The following is a 16,502-nucleotide window of genomic DNA, read 5'->3' as shown; positions in this document are numbered from 1 at the left end:
ATGCAAAAGACCCCATCGGAATGCTCCGATGGGGTTCTTCAATGCAAGCGCAGATGTAATTACTTCGCAGCGTCGTAACGTTTGCCGACTTCAGCCCAGTTAACAACATTCCAGAAAGCTGCAATGTAGTCAGGGCGTTTGTTTTGATATTTCAAATAGTAAGCATGCTCCCATACGTCCAGGCCAAGCAGAGGCGTGTCGCCTTCCATGATTGGGTTGTCTTGGTTAGGCAAGCTGTATACTTTCAGTTGGCCGTCATTGCTCAGCGCCAGGAAAGCCCAGCCGCTGCCAAAACGGGTAGTAGCCGCTTTAGCGAAGTCTTCTTTGAACTTGTCGAAGCCGCCAAGCTCATTTTGGATGGCATCAGCAAGTGCGCCGCTAGGAGCGCCGCCGCCGTTAGGGCCGATTGTTTCCCAGAACAGGCTGTGGTTAGCGTGGCCGCCGCCGTTGTTGCGAACAGCTGTGCGAATTGCTTCCGGAACACTGTTCAGATCAGCGATCAGCTCTTCTACGGATTTGCTTTGCAGCTCAGGAGCGGACTCCAATGCAGCATTCAAATTGGTAACATACGTGTTGTGGTGGCGATCATGGTGGATCTCCATCGTCATCGCATCGATATGCGGCTCAAGCGCATTGTTGGCATAAGGCAAAGCAGGCAATTGATGTGCCATGAATAACAACCTCCTAAATGGGTTATGTAGAATCTTCATTTTTAATTATTACTGATTTACGATAATAAATCAACATTTATGTTTCGAAAGTAGCAAGCGCTACTGCTCTAGAATATCCAGCTTAATACAATTTATTCATCCAGCATTTACTTGATTCGACAGAGAAAATAGAAAAACCGAATAATAATCGACATGGAAGCGCTTAATATTAAGCGTTTTCAAAAGAAATCAGGAGATTTACCCGATTTTTTAAGCTTATTTTAAGATTTAAGAAGGAATTCGGCTGATTTTGTCGTATTATTTACTTTATCTAAAAATATTGATGCGATTGAGGGGTTTGAATCTATGCATGTTCGTTCCTTCCAACTGTCCGACTACCGGCCTGTAACGCAGCTTTTAGAAACGGTTTTATCGGCTGAATGCTATGAGGAGACGATGGAAGCATTTGCCCGCCAGTTGTCCTGGGACAGCGAGCTGGTGCTGGTTGCTTCTGTAGAAGACGAGATAGCTGGCATTATTATCGGTACAATCGATCAGAACAAAGGTTATTATTATCGGGTCGCGGTCCGTTCAGGGTATCAGCGGCAAGGAATTGGCAAGGCATTAATTCGCTCCTTAAGGCAGCGTTTCGAGCAGCGGAATGTAACAAAAATTATGATCACGGCGGACGAGCATAACGAGCCGATCTTGCCGCTTTACGAATCGCTTGGTTTTGCAGCCAACGATTTCTTTCGTTCCTTTCAAAAACTTAGCATTATCGCGGGGTAATACGATATAAACCCGTTTGAATAAAAGCATGTCTGGATTCGCCATTGATTTTGGCGGGCAGATGTGCTTTTCTTTAGATATGAGGAAAATTTGTATGGGAGAGCTTATTCACTAACAGATGGGCGGGTGTGAGACTGTGCATAATAGTGAGCCAAGCAAGCAGGAAGCCGTGCCAATGCGTCGGTCTGCAGGACAAGCCGCCGCAAAGGCGGACAAGTCTGGAGCTAAATGGAGGAAGGAACTGTGGGACTGGACGCGGACGCTGGCAATCGCGCTCGTAGTCGTCATGCTGCTTCATTACTTTGTCTTCAATTTGTCTACAGTGGAAGGGCAATCGATGGAGCCGACCTTGACGGAGAAGGAATGGCTCTTTGTGAATAAGATTTCTTATTTCATAGGGAAGCCTGCACTTGGAGATATTGTCATCTTGGAAGATCCGTCCGACCGCCCGGAGAAGAAGGAATTTTTAGTGAAACGAATTGTAGGTGTGCAGGGAGACGCGATCGAAGTTCGGGAAGGGCAGCTGTACCGTAATGGTGAATTGATCGTCGAGCGTTATACCGATTCAGAGATTGAAGATATCGATTTTGGCCCCGTTGTAGTGGAGCCTGACAAATATTTTGTAATGGGTGACAATCGGCATGCGCGTGCCAGTCTGGACAGCCGTTCCTTTGGAACCGTTAGCCGGGATCATATTAAGGGGCGGGCTGATTTTGTATTATGGCCAATTGCGAAAATAGGTGGATTATAGGATGACTATGTTTCGCTGGGAGTGGGAAGATTGAAAGAAGTGGAAATTTACACAGACGGTGCCTGCTCGGGCAATCCAGGGCCGGGCGGTTACGGCGCCGTATTGTTTTATGGAAAGCATATGAAAGAAATATCAGGCGGCGAGAAGGATTCGACGAACAATCGAATGGAAATCCGGGCTGTAATCGAGGCGCTAAAGCTATTAAAGGAGCCGTGCAAAGCTAAAGTGTACAGCGATTCCGCTTATGTCGTGAATTGTTTTCACAAAAACTGGCTGAAGGGCTGGCTGCGCAACGGCTGGGTGAACAGCAAGGGGCAGCCGGTGGAAAACCGGGATTTATGGCAGATGCTCTGGTCGCTGATGCAGCAGCATCAGGTAACGTATATTAAGGTGAAAGGCCACAGCGACAATAAGTGGAACAACCGCTGTGACGAGTTGGCCCGGGCAGCGATCAAGCAGCTCTAAAGGGAAGGTAGGTGACGCTGGATGCAGAGCGAAACGACCTGGGATCGTTTGAAAGCAGAAATGAAGGCAGCGGCGGCAAGTTTGGGCATCGATAAAATCGGGGTCGCTTCGGCGGCCCCTTTTACTGAAATGAAGCAGCGGCTGCTGCGGCATCGGGAGCTGGGAAGGGAATCGGGCTTTGAAGAACCGGATATTGATAAGCGGACAGATCCGTCCCTGTTGTTTGACGACCCGCAATCGATCATTGCGATTGCGATCGCTTACCCTTCCAAGCTGATTGACGCCCCCAAATCGCAACCAGGGGCAAGGCGCGGCATTATGGCGCGCTCGGCATGGGGACAAGATTATCATGTTGTGCTGCGCGACCGGCTTGCCAAGCTGGAAAATTGGCTGCGTGAGCGTGTGCCTGGCTTGCGGGCCGAAAGTATGGTGGATACCGGCGCCCTGGTGGATCGGGCTGTTGCAGAGCGGGCAGGCCTAGGCTGGAGCGCCAAAAATTGCGCCATTATTACGCCCGAATTTGGCTCCTGGGTCTATCTAGGCGAGATGATTACCAATTTGCCGCTTCCCCCGGACAAACCGATTACAGATAGCTGTGGCGACTGTACGGCCTGCATTGATGCGTGTCCGACGGGAGCGCTGGTAGGCCCTGGACAGCTCGACGCCAAACGCTGTATCTCATTTGTGACGCAGACAAAAGGGATGGTCTCTGATGAGTTTATGCGTAAAATTGGCAACCGGCTGTATGGCTGCGATACTTGCCAGGTCGTCTGTCCGGTGAACCGCGGCAAAAATTGGACGCATCAGCCGGAGCTGCAGCCGGACAATGAGAAAGCAAAGCCGTTGCTCGTGCCGTTACTCACGATGGGCAATCGGGAATTTAAAGAAACGTACGGCATGACGTCTTCCGCCTGGCGCGGCCGCAAGCCAATTCAGCGGAATGCGCTGATCGCGCTGGGCAATTTTAAAGAACGCAGCGCGGTCCCGGATGTAGCCGGGGTATTGAAGGACGATCCGCGCTTTGAGCTGCGGGCTACGGCCGCATGGGCGTTGGGGAGAATTGGCGGCGAGGAAGCGGAAGCGGCGCTTAAGGCTGCACAAGGCGCTGAACGGGATGAACAGGTGCTGAAGGCCATCGAAGTGGCGCTTGCAGCGATAGCAGGCGAGGCGGCGGGCGAGAAACCGGCAACGGAATGATGCGAAATCGTTGCTCCCAAAGGCGTGACATGCTATGATTAGGTGCAAGTTTGAACAAATTTAGTAGGGTATGGTGATTAGGATGTGGACGACAATCATTGTTGCGGTTATAACGCTTATTTTAGGCGCTGTAGGCGGCTTCTTCATCGGCGTTATCTATTTGCGCAAGCAGCTTGAGCGGATGCAGAGCAATCCGGAAATGCTGCAGAAGATGGCGAAGCAGATGGGTTACAATATGAACAAACAGCAGCTGCAAAAAGCGCAAAATATGATGAAGAATCATAAGGGCGGCCGCCGCTGATTATACGGACAAGCTCCGTAATATATACAAGGAAGGGGCGAATGAAATGGCGGGAAAGAAAGATTACGTCAATTCTCTCGTTTCGGACAATCGCGAGCAAATTGAGCATCATGTGAAAGAAATTTTACGTCTGATCGGGGAAGATGTTGAGCGTGAAGGCTTGATTGAGACACCGGCTCGCGTAACGCGAATGTATGAAGAGATTTTTGCCGGCTATGATGTAGACCCGCGCGAAGTGTTGGGCGTGACCTTTGATGAGCAGCATGAAGAGCTGGTTATTGTGCGGGACATTGTCTATTACAGTCAATGCGAGCATCATATGGCTCCATTTTTTGGAAAAGCGCATATCGGCTATATTCCAAGCGGTAAAATTGCTGGTCTTAGCAAGCTTGCACGGCTGGTAGAGGCGATTACGCGCCGACTGCAGGTGCAGGAGCGGATTACATCGCAAATTGCCGATATTCTTGAAGAAGTGCTGCTGCCGCATGGCGTTATGGTCGTTGTGGAAGGGGAGCATCTATGCATGTGCGCGCGCGGTGTGAAGAAGCCGGGCAGCAAGACCGTCACTTCGGCGGTGCGCGGCGAGTTTCGTGCGAACCCTGCACTTCGTTCCGAATTCTTATCCCTCTTGAAACAATAAGCATTGAAATAAGCACCGCTTGCTGCAGGTTGATTGAACAAACAGCAGGCGGTGCTTTGTATATTTCGGTTTATATGTCTTCTTTCTTACTCGCAGCACTTGACTCGGCGGAAGTGCTGACTTGGCTTAAAAACAGCGCTGCACGCTGAATGTATTCGCGCGGGCGGGTCTGGAACAGCAGCTCGTGCTTGCCGCCCTCAACGATCCATTGCTGCGATAACGGGTTGTGCTGGCTATGGGCAATCTGCTTCGCTGTATCGACAGGAGCTTTGGCATCCTGCGTGCCATGCATAATGAAGATCGGCATTGAATAAGCGTTATTCATAACATGCTCGGCAGGAATATGATTGAAATTGGTTCCTGTCCAGAACGGGAGCATCCATTCAATAAGCGGCAAAGAAGGGAACTTCGGCAGCTCAAGATATTGCGTGACATTGCCGTAGAGCGATTCCGGCGTCGGGAGAAAGAGGCTATCAAGAATCATGGCATCGATTTGATCCGTTTGCAGCGCGGCTTGCAGCGCTGTGCCTGCTCCCATGGAGAAGCCCCATACGATAAGCTCTTTGGTCCCTTGTGCACGGGCATAATCAATAGCGGCCAGTAATTGCTGCGACTCTTCATATCCGCCGGTAGCCGGCGAACGGTCGACAGAGGAGGCGTAGCCATAGTCAAACATGATGACATTGTAGTGCAGGCGATTCATCAGCGCAGCCAGTTCGTACATCGGCACCCATGTTTCCTCGCGGTTGGCGCCATAGCCATGACTAAAGATGACCGTTCTTGCTGATGGCTCAGTTATAACCGCGGCAGTATTTGTCGATTGCTGTCGATCCGCGGCGGGAGTACCTGTGCCGGACACGACCTGAAAGGCTCCCGGATTACGGGCGGCGCTAGCCGGAATGTACCAGCCATGCACGGTCGTGCGGCCGCTCTTGCTGGGAAATGATATATCGCTATAGGCCAGTCCTTTGGCCAGCTTAGGATTGGAAGTAAGCGGCGCTACGTAAGGATGGGCGATGATCCAAGCCACATAGCCGTGAAAGGCGATAAAAGCAAAAAACAGCAGCGCGGCCAATGACGATAAAGCAGCGATTGCAAAGTGTTTGCGGCGTGTGCGCTGGCCTTTGCCGACAGGCTGCAAAACAGGTTCAGGAGAGGGTGGCAGACCGGGAATCAGGCTCCCTTCGGCAGGCAACAAAGATGCAATAGTAGAACTCATGGTAGAACCCCTCCTTATAAAATTGTAAGCGCTTCATATAGTCCTATACTCCTATCCTATGTCCTTGCTGCCTTCTATGTCAATGCATGTCGACATAATGTTAAACGCTTGTAATCTGACTGTAAAATAAGCAATATGTTGTAATCTGATCTTTACGAGAATAGTTCTCATCAGGTATACTAGGTGTAACAAGGTTTCATAGCGTGAAACTGAATCCGAAGGTGGTGGCTAGGCATGGGCGAGGATGGAAAAACGACTGTGCGTGCAGTAGAACGGGCATTGGATCTGCTGCTTTGCTTTACAGTCAGAGATGAGTGGGCAATGACAGAGCTTGCGGAGAAGGTAGGCCTGCACAAAAGTACAGTACACCGCATGCTGGCCACGCTGGAAGAGAAAGGCTTTGTAACGAGAGATCGTTTCTCGGAGCGGTATCGCCTCGGCTTGCGGATATGGGAGCTGTCGGCCAGCATGTCCGGAGCGGACGATCCGGCCGTGCTGGCATTGCCGGAGATGGAGCGGCTGCGCGATACGCTGGGAGAAACCGTCAGCTTATATATACGGGATGGCGCTGAGCGGATTCGGATTCAGGCTGTGCAGAGCAACCAGGCTGTACGGCGCGTTGCACCGGTAGGCGCGCGGCTGCCGCTTTATGTGGGAGCTTCGAGTAAAGTGCTGATCGCCTTTGAAGAGCAGGCTGTGCAGGCGGAGCTGCTGGCCAGATTGCTCGCTGAGGAGTCATGGCCGGATACGATCGATCCTGCTTTCTTCCGGGAGCAATTGGCGGATATACGCCGAGTCGGCTTTGCTACGAGCTTTGAGGAGCGGGAGAGCGGCGCTGCAGCTGTCGCTGCTCCGGTGTTCAGCCGCTCCTCACATAAGCTGATGGCAGCGCTGTCGGTCTCAGGGCCAGCTAACAGGCTGACATCAGAGGTCATGCGTGAGCATGTGCCAGCAATTATGGAGAGCGCCCGTCGGCTGAGCACGATGTTTCGATAAATTTGTATAAATATTACAGGTTAATTGATGGGAGGAAGGCATGGGACAACGTTGTGTACTTGGGATTGACGGCGGAGGCAGCAATACGCGGATTATGGTGACAGATCTGTATGGTAATGTGCTGGCTTATGCCGAGCACGGTGCCGCTTCGATCCGTAAGGATGCCAATGCGGTGAGCAATGTCCGTGCAGGAATCGCCGATGCGCTGGCCAAAGCGGGCAGAAGTCCTGAACAAGTAGCAGGGCTGCTGGCGGGAGTAGCGGGTCTGGCTTCCGATCAGGATTTGGTTTGGGTGGAGGAATTAACGGCCGTACCGGGTTTAACTTGTCCGCGGTGGCATGTTAATGACGCTGTAGTTGCGCATGCCGGCGCTTTTATGTCCAAGCCGGGAATTATGCTTATCTCGGGGACCGGCTCCATTGTTTTTGCGGTAACGGAAGACGGATCACAGCACTTTAATGACGATATGCATCATTATGCGTCGAGCGCCGCACGTTTTCTCGCCTATGAGGCGACTTATGAAATATTAGCGGGGCATACCAGGGCGTCTGATGCGGAGCTTGTCAGGCAGATACTCGAATACTGGAAGGCCGGCGATATGCGGGAGCTCCTTCATTTAGCCTTGCAGGGATTTGTGGCCGATCCGCAGGAGCGGAATTTGCGGTTCGGGCGGATGGCTCCGATTGTGACCTCCGCCGCTGCGAAAGGAAGCGAGCTTGCGCGTTCTGTCTGTAACCTTAAAATTCATGAAGCCGTCGTCGGCGTGCATATGCTTGGAGCCTGCTTCAGCTCCGATTCTATACAGGTTGCATGCATCGGAAGTGTCATCAATAGCCCCTATATGAAGGAGCGTTTCCGGGAAGAATGCGAATCCGCTACAGATAAGCAATACACCATAATGGAGCCTGTGCTTTCACCAGTAGCTGGAGCCGTTCTGATGGCCCTGGAGAAGGTTGGCGTTTCTGCTCGCGATGAAATTGTAGTTAACCTGCTTAAGCATGTGAAATCTGCGGGGTAATGTCATACATATAAATAAAAAGCCGAGCCAGGGAGCGATAATTTGCACTCTGACTCGGTTTTATTTTGTTACTTCGCGTTAGCGGCAATCATTTGACGCAATACAGTTTGCAGGATGCCGCCGTTGCGATAGTACTCGATATCGACGGTGGAGTCCAGACGAACGCGCACAGGGAATTCGAACGTGCTGCCGTCTTCGCGAGTTGCGTTCACCTTCACGGTGTCGCCAGGCTGAATATCGTTAGTGAGACCAACAATATCGAATTTCTCGCGGCCGGTGATACCAAGGGAGTTCCAGCTTTGGCCGTCTACAAATTGCAGCGGCAGAACGCCCATGCCTACCAGGTTGGAGCGGTGGATACGCTCGAAGCTTTCGGCGATAACCGCTTTGACGCCAAGCAAGTAAGTACCTTTGGCCGCCCAGTCGCGGGAGCTGCCTGTACCGTACTCTTTGCCGGCGATAACGACAAGGTTTTTGTTTTCGTTTTGATATTTCATCGAAGCGTCGTAGATCGACATCACTTCGTCCGTTGGCAAATACTTCGTTACGCCACCTTCCGTGCCAGGAGCAACCTGGTTGCGGATCCGGATGTTGGCGAATGTGCCGCGCATCATAACTTCATGGTTGCCGCGGCGGGAGCCGTAAGAGTTGAAGTCTTTCTTAGCGACGTTGTGGCTTGTCAGGTATTCGCCTGCAGGGCTGTCCGTCTTAATGTTGCCGGCTGGGGAGATATGGTCCGTTGTGACGGAATCGCCCATCAGCGCCAGTACATTAGCGCCTGTAATATCAGCCATATCGCTGATGCCTGCGCCGATATTTTCGAAGAACGGCGGGTTTTGAATGTAAGTCGATTTCGCATCCCACTCGTAGCTTTCGCCTTGCGGAACATCGATTGCATTCCAGCGCTCGTTTTGCGTAAATACATTGGCGTATTTGTCCCGGAACATATCAGCGTTAACAGCCTCGCGGACAGCATCGCGAATTTCCTGGTTCGTTGGCCAGATGTCCTTCAGGTACACCGGCGCATTGTTCTGGTCATAACCGATCGGATCATTAGCCAGGTCGATGTTCACTGTGCCAGCCAGCGCGTAAGCAACGACAAGCGGCGGAGATGCCAGGTAGTTGGCTTTAACCTGCGCATGGACGCGGCCTTCGAAGTTGCGGTTACCGGACAGTACAGCTGCTACCGTCATGTCGTTGTCGGCGATTGCTTGGCTTACTTCATCCGGCAGCGGACCGGAGTTGCCGATACAAGTTGCACAGCCGTAGCCCGCTACGTGGAAGCCAAGTGCTTCTAGCGACTGAAGCAGACCGGCTTTTTTCAAGTATTCGGTAACGACCAGCGATCCCGGTGTCAGCGAGCTTTTGACGTAGGCCGGTTTTGTCAGGCCGCGCTCTACTGCCTTTTTCGCTACGAGACCAGCTCCGAGCATAACGCTTGGGTTGGATGTATTCGTGCAGCTTGTGATGGCCGCGATAACAACCGCGCCGGTGCCCATTTTGCTTTCGGCGCCGTTCGGATGCTTAACGTCAACCACTTGCCCGATTTTGCTATCGGACAAGCCGTAGCCGCCTTTGTCGATCGGCGTGCGGATAATTTCATTGAAAGATTGCTTCATCGCAGTCAGCTCTACACGGTCTTGTGGACGTTTAGGGCCGGCAAGCGACGGAACGATCGTCGACAGGTCAAGCTCTACAATATCTGTGAACACTGGCTCTGGCGTGTCGTCCGTGCGGAACATGCCTTGCGCTTTGTAATAAGCTTCTACCAGTGCGATTTGCTCTTCGTTGCGGCCAGTAGCGCGCAGGAAGTCAAGCGACTCGGCGTCTACCGGGAAGAAACCGATTGTAGCGCCGTACTCTGGAGCCATGTTGGCTACTGTTGCACGGTCTTCAAGGCTGATGTTGGACAGGCCAGGGCCGAAGAACTCGACAAACTTGCCGACAACGCCTTTTTTACGCAAAATTTGAGTAACTGTAAGCGCCAGGTCAGTAGCTGTAGCGCCTTCTGCCAGGCTGCCAGTCAGACGGAAGCCGATAACTTCCGGTGTAACGAAGTACAACGGCTGACCAAGCATGCCTGCTTCTGCCTCGATACCGCCTACGCCCCAGCCGACAACGCCAAGACCGTTGATCATAGTCGTATGGGAGTCAGTACCTACCAGAGAATCCGGATAAACGACAGTTTCGCCGTCAACGGTTTTTGTAGCGGCAACAGATGCCAGATACTCAAGGTTAACTTGGTGAACGATACCAGTCGCCGGAGGAACGGCACGGAAATTATCGAATGCCGTTTGCGCCCAGCGCAAGAAGCGGTAGCGCTCTTCATTGCGTTCGAACTCTACGTTCATGTTGTACTCAAGCGCTTCTGGCGAGCCGAAAGCATCAACCATAACGGAGTGGTCAATTACGAGATCAACTGGAACGAGCGGGTTGATTTGTTTAGGATCTCCACCGGCTTTTTTTACAGTGTCGCGCATCGCTGCCAAATCGACAACGACCGGTACGCCGGTAAAGTCCTGCAATACGATACGGGCAGGAATGAAAGGAATCTCTTTGTCCTCGCGGCCATCAGCCCAAGTAGCCAATTGCTTGACATGGTCTTTCGTAATGGCGCGGCCGTCGAATTGGCGAATAGCGGCTTCAAGCAGAACCTTAATGGAGAAAGGGAGCTTCGAGATGCTGCCAATGCCTTGCTCCTCAAGTCCTTGCAGGCTGTAATAAGCGTACTGCTTGCCGCCGACTTCAAGGGACGTACGGACATTGTATTCGTTTTGTTTTGCCATAGTTAATAACGCCTCCTAGATCATTAATGTGTCGGAGAGGGTGTTTCATAGTGTGAAACACAATTTCAAAAATACAACTATCCTTAGTATAGCTCTTTTTCGGTGCTTTCGTAAAGATGCATTCGTCGTTTTTGCACAATCCTCATGAATTTGCCCATGCTCTCATATAATGAACCAACTTGCCAGTCCAAAAGTTTTGCAGGGAGGAATGGTCATGGGGCGTACGGGAACCAAAACGAAAAGAATGAAGACGCCTAAGCAGCCGGCCGCAAACCAGAAAAAGGCTGTTATTTCATCGGTAAAAGATGAGCTGAGGGCGGCTGCCACTGCACAAGACGGCGACGCCGCATTACCGAAACCGTCGATTACGATTCATAAAGAATGGAAAACAGCTGTTCAGGAGTATGTAACACTGTACAACCAGATGGAGATTGACCGGGATTCGTCAAAGTACAGCCGGCTGGTAAATGACAGTGATCATATGCAGCGTCTGAACCGCCGTCTAGACCGTCTAAAAGAATCGGAGATGCGGCGCCATGTCGTCCCGAGAAGAAGCGAGACGCATGCCAGTCTGCAGCGGGTAAACGAGCCGCTGCGGGGAGGTGAAGTAACTTTATTGCTTGAGCTGCACATTGCGCGAACGATCGAGCAATACGGGCGCAGCTATGCTGAAGAACGATACGAGCGAGAACGGCTGTGGCTTGCGATTGACGAAAGCGGCGGCTACAGCATAATTCGAATCGAGCCGCTCGTGCTGGAGCGCAGACCGCGTTACAGTTCTAGGCAAAGCAAGGAATTGGAGGAAGATGAAACGCTGGAGGTTTTGCGTAACATCGGTTCAATCCCATACTTAAATTACGACATATTGGCGAATTTCAAACAAGGAAGAAATAGTGTTTTTTACCGGCGTGATTTAGCTGCAGCTTATGCGGACCAATGGTGGAATAAACCGAACCCTGATTATGAAAATTTTGAAGTGAACTGCACAAATTATGTGTCCCAATGCCTCTTTGCAGGGCAAGCGCCAATGAACTATACTGGTAAAAGGGAATCGGGATGGTGGTATCGCGGCTATAGCGGCAAGCGGGAGATGTGGTCATACAGCTGGGCAGTAGCCGGATCGCTGCAGCAATTTTTGTCCGCAGCGAGGGAAACAGGACTCCGGGCAGTTGCAGTAGAATCGCCCGATCTGCTGTCACTTGGCGATGTCATTATTTATGATTGGAGCGGCGATGGCCGTTACCAGCATAGTACAATTGTGACTGCATTTGATTCCAGCGGCATGCCGCTTGTTAATGCGAATACTGTTGCGAGCCGTCACCGTTATTGGGACTACCGAGATTCCTATGCCTGGACGGAACAGACGCGCTACCGCTTCTTTCATATTGCTGATGAATTATAAATAATGTGCGGAAGGCTGTTCATGGAGATTATTTGCAACCGGAGGATTAATCATGGGGGAAAAGGTTCGCGTTGGCCTGATTTACGGGGGACGCTCAGGCGAACATGAAGTGTCGCTGCAGACCGCATTAGCGGTAATGAAAGCATTTAACTACGACAAGTATGTCATCAAGCCTTTCTATATTACAAAATCCGGAGAATGGCGCGCAGGCGGGTTTCTTGCCGCACCGCCGCAAGAGCTGCAGGAATTGCATCTGGCGGATGAAGCTGCTCTTCAAGGCACTGACGCCATATTGCCGCTTTTCAGCGGGCTGGCGAATCAGCAAAAGGCAGTCGATTTGGTATTTCCGCTGCTGCACGGTACATTTGGAGAAGATGGCACGATTCAAGGCATGCTGGAAATGGCGGACATTCCATATGTAGGTGCCGGCGTGCTGGCTTCTGCTGTAGGAATGGATAAGGTGCTTATGAAAAAGGTATTTGCCCACGAAGGCTTGCCGCAATGTTTATATCGGTACTTTAACCGGCTGCAGTGGGAGAAGGACCCGGCCTTTTTCATTATGGAAATCGAAATCGCTCTCGGCTATCCTTGCTTTATTAAACCGGCGAATCTTGGTTCGAGTGTCGGCATATCGAAGGCTCGCGACCGGGAGGAGCTGATTGCGGCAATTAATTACGCTCTCCGCTTCGATCGCAAGGTTATTGTCGAAGAGTTTATCGATGCCCGGGAAATTGAAGTAAGCGTGCTTGGCAACGATGAGCCGCAGGCTTCAGTTCCTGGAGAAATATCTCCTTCCAACGACTTCTACGACTATAAGGCCAAATATATCGACGGCAAGTCGCAGCTGCATATTCCGGCGAGTCTGCCGGAGGGGACGGCGGAGGAAATACGGGAGTTGGCCGTACGCGCTTTTCAGGCCATTGACGGCTCCGGGCTGTCGCGTGTTGATTTCTTTTTGCACAAGACCGACGGCCGGATTTATATTAATGAAGTGAATACGATGCCCGGCTTTACTCCGATCAGCATGTATCCGCTTATGTGGAAGGAGTCGGGCGTATCCTATGCTGAACTGCTGGATACTTTGATCGAACTTGCTATTGCCAGATACGAAGACAAACAGCGCCTTGACTACTGCGGCGATAATGCCTGATGATGGAGAGAGCGGCGGAGCTTGCCGGCCAAGCTCCGCTCCTAAAAATTGGACTGAGAACGGAGGCAGGAGCGATGGGATTCGCAACCGAATTTAATTCTGTTTGCAAGTTTAAGAATGGTCAAGAATTGTACGAGCTGTTGGAGTACGGCAAGTGCAAAATGGTGAAAAGCGGCTTCCGTGTCTATCCGACAGGCCAGAAGGTTGTAGCATACACCCCGGAAGACGAAGCAATCGCCATTGTGCGCATTTCTGCTTCAATCGCGGAAATTAATTTTCAAGGTGAAGAAGTGACGGCCGTGGAGATGGATCTTGTCCGCAAGCTGAATGACGAAGAGGCCAAGATGCTGACAGCGCTGGCACATGAGCTTTACTTTGGTGATTAACATTGTCGGCGTCTAACTTAGGACAAGCTGCAATTTCCTTGACCGCTCCCTGATTTCAGGCGAGCGGTTGCTTCATTTGCGAGCAGCAGGATATCAGCTGTAATATTGGCAATACTGGTTAGCATTATACGATACGCGCTAGAAAGCTATCGATCCATATATTTGGGCGAAACTTTGAAGAATAGACTACGTATAGTAGAAAGTATGAAAAAACTGAACTCATAGGAAAGTAGTGTGATAAACCGTGAGTGATCAGCAACAAAGCTTTGCGGTAGGAAGTAAGAGCTTTACCGCTGTAGCGATTAATTGCGCGGCTAAAGCAGGCGAATGGATTAAAACAAAGCTGGGCAACTATACAACATTAAAGATGAAATATTCTGGACAAGACCTTGTGACAGAAGTCGATAAAGGATCAGAAGCAATGATCCGCAATTTGATTATGACCCATTTTCCCGACCATTCTTTTCTCGGCGAGGAAGGGGTGGAGCCGGGGCCGGAGGCGTCGACGAAGGCGCTGCATAATGTGAAAGATGCGGATTATTTGTGGATTGTCGATCCTGTTGACGGTACGACAAATTTCGTGCATGGCTTCCCGTTCTTCTCTGTATCAATCGCACTGGCTCACCGCGGCGAAGTATTAGTAGGCGTTGTTTATGATCCGATGCGGGACGAGCTGTTCGTCGCCGAGAAGGGCAAGGGCGCCTATGTGCATGGACGAAAAATGAGCGTATCCGACGAGGCGGCATTAGGCGAGAGCTTGATCGCGACCGGCTTTCCGCCGGACCCGCACTATGCACAGCCGCTCAATATGAAGGGGCTGCAGGCGCTCGTGCCGCAAGTGCGCAATATTCGCTCCGGCGGCTCGGCGGCGCTGCATCTTGCCTATGTAGCTGCGGGACGCTTGAGTGGATTCTGGGAAATCGGCCTGAACGCCTGGGATTTATCGGCAGGAGCGCTGCTGGTTGCCGAATCCGGAGGCAAAGTAACCGACACTTCGGGGACGAGCTATCATCTGGGCGTTCGCAATGTTCTGGCGACCAATGGCCATATCCACGATGCGATGCTGGAGCAGTTGAATAAGGCCGGTGCGGCAAATTAGTTATGGAAAAAAGCTTGAGCAGAAGAAATGCTTCTGTTCAAGCTTTTTTTTGGGCTGCCGAGCGGCCCCGATCGGACCTGAGCGGACCGTAGATCCGTTATCTGTGAACAAACGTGCCAAAATGGGAGGGCGGCGGACCCTGGTTCCGTAATTTCCCTCAAATCACCGCGAAAATCAGGCCAATGATGCAAATAACGGATCCTCTGTCCGCGAACCCCTCCAATGGCCTGTTTTTGGAGTAAATAACGGATCGTGTGTCCGTCCGCATGCCTCCAAGTAGGCCGCTTAAGCTTGGCTCATCATCCGGAACGCATGATCCGCCGCGGCGACAGTTTCGGCGATATCAGCCTCGGTATGAGCGGTTGTAAGGAACCAGGCTTCATACTTTGAAGGTGCCAGACAGATGCCTTGATCCAGCATAAGCCGGAAAAAGCGGGCGAACTGTTCGCCGTCTGTATCTAATGCTTCATCGTAGTTCGTGACGGGATGATTGCAAAAATGCGTCGACAGCGAGCCGCGAATGCGGTTGATTGTAAGCGGGATGCTCCAACGGGCTGCCGCTGCGGCAAGACCATCGCTCAATTGCTGTGCCAAACGGTCCATCTCTTCATAAACGCCGGGCTGCTGCAGTACTTCCAGACAAGAGATGCCAGCGGCGATCGAGGCGGGATTGCCGGCCATCGTGCCCGCTTGATAGGCAGGGCCAAGCGGCGCCACCTGCTCCATTATTTGTTTTCGGCCGCCATAAGCGCCGATCGGCAGACCGCCGCCGATAATTTTTCCGAGTGCGGTCAAATCCGGCTCGATCGCTTGCTGATCCGGAAAAGTGTGGAAGGTTTGGGCAGCGCCGTAATGGAAGCGAAAAGCGCTAATCACTTCGTCATAAATAACGAGTGCCCCTGCATCGCGAGTCAGCTTGCACAATTGCTCGAGGAAGCCCGGCTCAGGCATCACCATGCCGAAGTTGCCGACGATCGGCTCGACCATAACGGCCGCCACATCGTCGCCCCAGCGTTCCAGCGCCTGCCGCAGCCCTTCAATGCTGTTGAATGGGACGGTGATGACCTCTTGGGCAATGCTGGCCGGGATGCCTGCGCTGTCAGGTATGCCAAGCGTCGAGGGGCCGGAACCAGCAGCGACGAGCACCAGATCGGAATGGCCGTGGTAGCAGCCGGCGAATTTTACAATTTTGGTGCGGTTTGTATAGGCGCGGGCGACGCGAATGGTTGTCATGACCGCTTCGGTGCCGGAGTTGACGAACCGCACTTTATCCATTGACGGAATCGCGGCTTTGAGCATCCGGGCCAGCGTAATTTCCAATTCGGTCGGTGTGCCGTAAAGGGTGCCGTTTTGCGCGGCTTTGGTGATGGCTGCCGTAATATGCGGATGAGCATGGCCTGTGATGATCGGGCCATAGGCGCACAAGTAGTCGATGTAGCGGTTGCCATCCACATCATAAAAATAAGCACCTGCCGCGCGCTCCATAAATACTGGGGCACCGCCGCCGACCGCTTTGAATGAGCGGGACGGGCTGTTGACGCCGCCGACAATATGCTCGAGCGCTTCAGCATAAAGCTGTGCAGAACGCGGGCGCGATTGAGCTTGAGTCATAAAAAAATCCTCCTCATTAGCGAACGTATGTGCTATAGTTAG

The 16,502-nt window shown here is 51.9% G+C and carries 16 protein-coding genes; 12 read left to right on the top strand and 4 right to left on the bottom strand.

What is annotated here, in order from left to right; genetic code table 11:
* Positions 1–59: 59 nt before the first annotated feature.
* Positions 60–671 carry a superoxide dismutase gene (locus ACFQ0N_RS08305; protein WP_379324764.1) on the bottom strand — a complete coding sequence of 204 codons (612 nt, stop codon included), beginning with the start codon at positions 669–671 and terminating at the stop codon, positions 60–62.
* A 345-nt stretch (positions 672–1,016) separates the two neighbouring features.
* On the opposite strand from ACFQ0N_RS08305, the gene ACFQ0N_RS08300 reads away from it, so the two are divergent.
* From ACFQ0N_RS08300 to folE, 6 genes are all read left to right on the top strand, one after another.
* Positions 1,017–1,439, top strand: coding sequence for a GNAT family N-acetyltransferase (locus tag ACFQ0N_RS08300; protein WP_379324762.1), 423 nt, complete (start codon positions 1,017–1,019; stop codon positions 1,437–1,439).
* Between the two features lie 175 nt (positions 1,440–1,614).
* The gene (lepB, locus tag ACFQ0N_RS08295) at positions 1,615–2,190 is read left to right on the top strand and encodes a signal peptidase I (protein ID WP_379324760.1); all 576 of its coding nucleotides are present in this window, start codon (positions 1,615–1,617) and stop codon (positions 2,188–2,190) included.
* A 30-nt stretch (positions 2,191–2,220) separates the two neighbouring features.
* Positions 2,221–2,655 (top strand): ribonuclease HI, encoded by a 435-nt coding sequence (gene rnhA / locus ACFQ0N_RS08290; protein WP_379324758.1) that lies wholly within the window; start codon positions 2,221–2,223, stop codon positions 2,653–2,655.
* A 21-nt stretch (positions 2,656–2,676) separates the two neighbouring features.
* Positions 2,677–3,852, top strand: a complete 1,176-nt coding sequence (queG, locus tag ACFQ0N_RS08285) for a tRNA epoxyqueuosine(34) reductase QueG (protein ID WP_379324756.1) — start codon at positions 2,677–2,679, stop codon at positions 3,850–3,852.
* Between the two features lie 82 nt (positions 3,853–3,934).
* A complete protein-coding gene (locus ACFQ0N_RS08280) occupies positions 3,935–4,153 on the top strand; it encodes a YneF family protein (protein ID WP_379324754.1) in 219 nt (72 codons plus the stop codon).
* A gap of 46 nt (positions 4,154–4,199) precedes the next feature.
* Positions 4,200–4,793, top strand: a complete 594-nt coding sequence (folE, locus tag ACFQ0N_RS08275; protein WP_379324752.1) for a GTP cyclohydrolase I FolE — start codon at positions 4,200–4,202, stop codon at positions 4,791–4,793.
* A gap of 70 nt (positions 4,794–4,863) precedes the next feature.
* Here folE and ACFQ0N_RS08270 read toward each other — a convergent pair whose 3' ends face one another.
* The gene (locus ACFQ0N_RS08270) at positions 4,864–6,012 is read right to left on the bottom strand and encodes an alpha/beta hydrolase (protein WP_379324750.1); all 1,149 of its coding nucleotides are present in this window, start codon (positions 6,010–6,012) and stop codon (positions 4,864–4,866) included.
* 234 nt (positions 6,013–6,246) lie between these two features.
* Between ACFQ0N_RS08270 and ACFQ0N_RS08265 the strand changes: the two genes are divergently transcribed.
* Positions 6,247–7,008: an IclR family transcriptional regulator gene (locus tag ACFQ0N_RS08265; RefSeq protein ID WP_379324748.1), complete on the top strand. Its 762-nt coding sequence runs from the start codon at positions 6,247–6,249 to the stop codon at positions 7,006–7,008.
* Positions 7,009–7,048: 40 nt separating this feature from the next.
* Positions 7,049–8,026 (top strand): BadF/BadG/BcrA/BcrD ATPase family protein, encoded by a 978-nt coding sequence (locus tag ACFQ0N_RS08260; RefSeq protein WP_379324746.1) that lies wholly within the window; start codon positions 7,049–7,051, stop codon positions 8,024–8,026.
* 68 nt (positions 8,027–8,094) lie between these two features.
* Here ACFQ0N_RS08260 and acnA read toward each other — a convergent pair whose 3' ends face one another.
* A complete protein-coding gene (gene acnA / locus ACFQ0N_RS08255; RefSeq protein ID WP_379324744.1) occupies positions 8,095–10,812 on the bottom strand; it encodes an aconitate hydratase AcnA in 2,718 nt (905 codons plus the stop codon).
* Between the two features lie 214 nt (positions 10,813–11,026).
* On the opposite strand from acnA, the gene ACFQ0N_RS08250 reads away from it, so the two are divergent.
* The 4 genes from ACFQ0N_RS08250 (at position 11,027) to ACFQ0N_RS08235 (ending at position 14,849) form a co-directional block, all read left to right on the top strand.
* On the top strand, positions 11,027–12,214 hold the full coding sequence (locus ACFQ0N_RS08250; protein ID WP_379324742.1) for an amidase domain-containing protein: 1,188 nt from the start codon (positions 11,027–11,029) through the stop codon (positions 12,212–12,214).
* A 52-nt stretch (positions 12,215–12,266) separates the two neighbouring features.
* Positions 12,267–13,364 carry a D-alanine--D-alanine ligase gene (locus tag ACFQ0N_RS08245; RefSeq protein ID WP_379324740.1) on the top strand — a complete coding sequence of 366 codons (1,098 nt, stop codon included), beginning with the start codon at positions 12,267–12,269 and terminating at the stop codon, positions 13,362–13,364.
* 74 nt (positions 13,365–13,438) lie between these two features.
* Positions 13,439–13,750: a hypothetical protein gene (locus tag ACFQ0N_RS08240; protein WP_379325383.1), complete on the top strand. Its 312-nt coding sequence runs from the start codon at positions 13,439–13,441 to the stop codon at positions 13,748–13,750.
* 244 nt (positions 13,751–13,994) lie between these two features.
* Positions 13,995–14,849, top strand: a complete 855-nt coding sequence (locus ACFQ0N_RS08235; protein WP_379324738.1) for an inositol monophosphatase family protein — start codon at positions 13,995–13,997, stop codon at positions 14,847–14,849.
* 285 nt (positions 14,850–15,134) lie between these two features.
* Here ACFQ0N_RS08235 and ACFQ0N_RS08230 read toward each other — a convergent pair whose 3' ends face one another.
* The gene (locus ACFQ0N_RS08230) at positions 15,135–16,460 is read right to left on the bottom strand and encodes a glutamate-1-semialdehyde 2,1-aminomutase (protein ID WP_379324736.1); all 1,326 of its coding nucleotides are present in this window, start codon (positions 16,458–16,460) and stop codon (positions 15,135–15,137) included.
* Positions 16,461–16,502 lie beyond the last annotated feature (42 nt).

The sequence above is a fragment of the Paenibacillus sp. GCM10027626 genome (assembly GCF_042676285.1).
Lineage (GTDB): Bacteria > Bacillota > Bacilli > Paenibacillales > Paenibacillaceae > Paenibacillus_Z.
This window is presented reverse-complemented; position numbering and strand designations above follow the sequence as displayed.

What these genes read in the sequence shown, in the direction of transcription:
- ACFQ0N_RS08270 (WP_379324750.1), bottom strand. Translation starts at nt 6,012, where the DNA reads ATGAGTTCTACTATTGCATCTTTGTTGCCTGCCGAAGGGAGCCTGATT.
- ACFQ0N_RS08240 (WP_379325383.1), top strand. Translation starts at nt 13,439, where the DNA reads ATGGGATTCGCAACCGAATTTAATTCTGTTTGCAAGTTTAAGAATGGT.
- ACFQ0N_RS08250 (WP_379324742.1), top strand. Translation starts at nt 11,027, where the DNA reads ATGGGGCGTACGGGAACCAAAACGAAAAGAATGAAGACGCCTAAGCAG.
- folE (WP_379324752.1), top strand. Translation starts at nt 4,200, where the DNA reads ATGGCGGGAAAGAAAGATTACGTCAATTCTCTCGTTTCGGACAATCGC.
- ACFQ0N_RS08300 (WP_379324762.1), top strand. Translation starts at nt 1,017, where the DNA reads ATGCATGTTCGTTCCTTCCAACTGTCCGACTACCGGCCTGTAACGCAG.
- lepB (WP_379324760.1), top strand. Translation starts at nt 1,615, where the DNA reads ATGCGTCGGTCTGCAGGACAAGCCGCCGCAAAGGCGGACAAGTCTGGA.
- ACFQ0N_RS08230 (WP_379324736.1), bottom strand. Translation starts at nt 16,460, where the DNA reads ATGACTCAAGCTCAATCGCGCCCGCGTTCTGCACAGCTTTATGCTGAA.
- ACFQ0N_RS08305 (WP_379324764.1), bottom strand. Translation starts at nt 671, where the DNA reads ATGGCACATCAATTGCCTGCTTTGCCTTATGCCAACAATGCGCTTGAG.
- ACFQ0N_RS08265 (WP_379324748.1), top strand. Translation starts at nt 6,247, where the DNA reads ATGGGCGAGGATGGAAAAACGACTGTGCGTGCAGTAGAACGGGCATTG.
- queG (WP_379324756.1), top strand. Translation starts at nt 2,677, where the DNA reads ATGCAGAGCGAAACGACCTGGGATCGTTTGAAAGCAGAAATGAAGGCA.
- ACFQ0N_RS08260 (WP_379324746.1), top strand. Translation starts at nt 7,049, where the DNA reads ATGGGACAACGTTGTGTACTTGGGATTGACGGCGGAGGCAGCAATACG.
- acnA (WP_379324744.1), bottom strand. Translation starts at nt 10,812, where the DNA reads ATGGCAAAACAAAACGAATACAATGTCCGTACGTCCCTTGAAGTCGGC.
- ACFQ0N_RS08245 (WP_379324740.1), top strand. Translation starts at nt 12,267, where the DNA reads ATGGGGGAAAAGGTTCGCGTTGGCCTGATTTACGGGGGACGCTCAGGC.
- ACFQ0N_RS08280 (WP_379324754.1), top strand. Translation starts at nt 3,935, where the DNA reads ATGTGGACGACAATCATTGTTGCGGTTATAACGCTTATTTTAGGCGCT.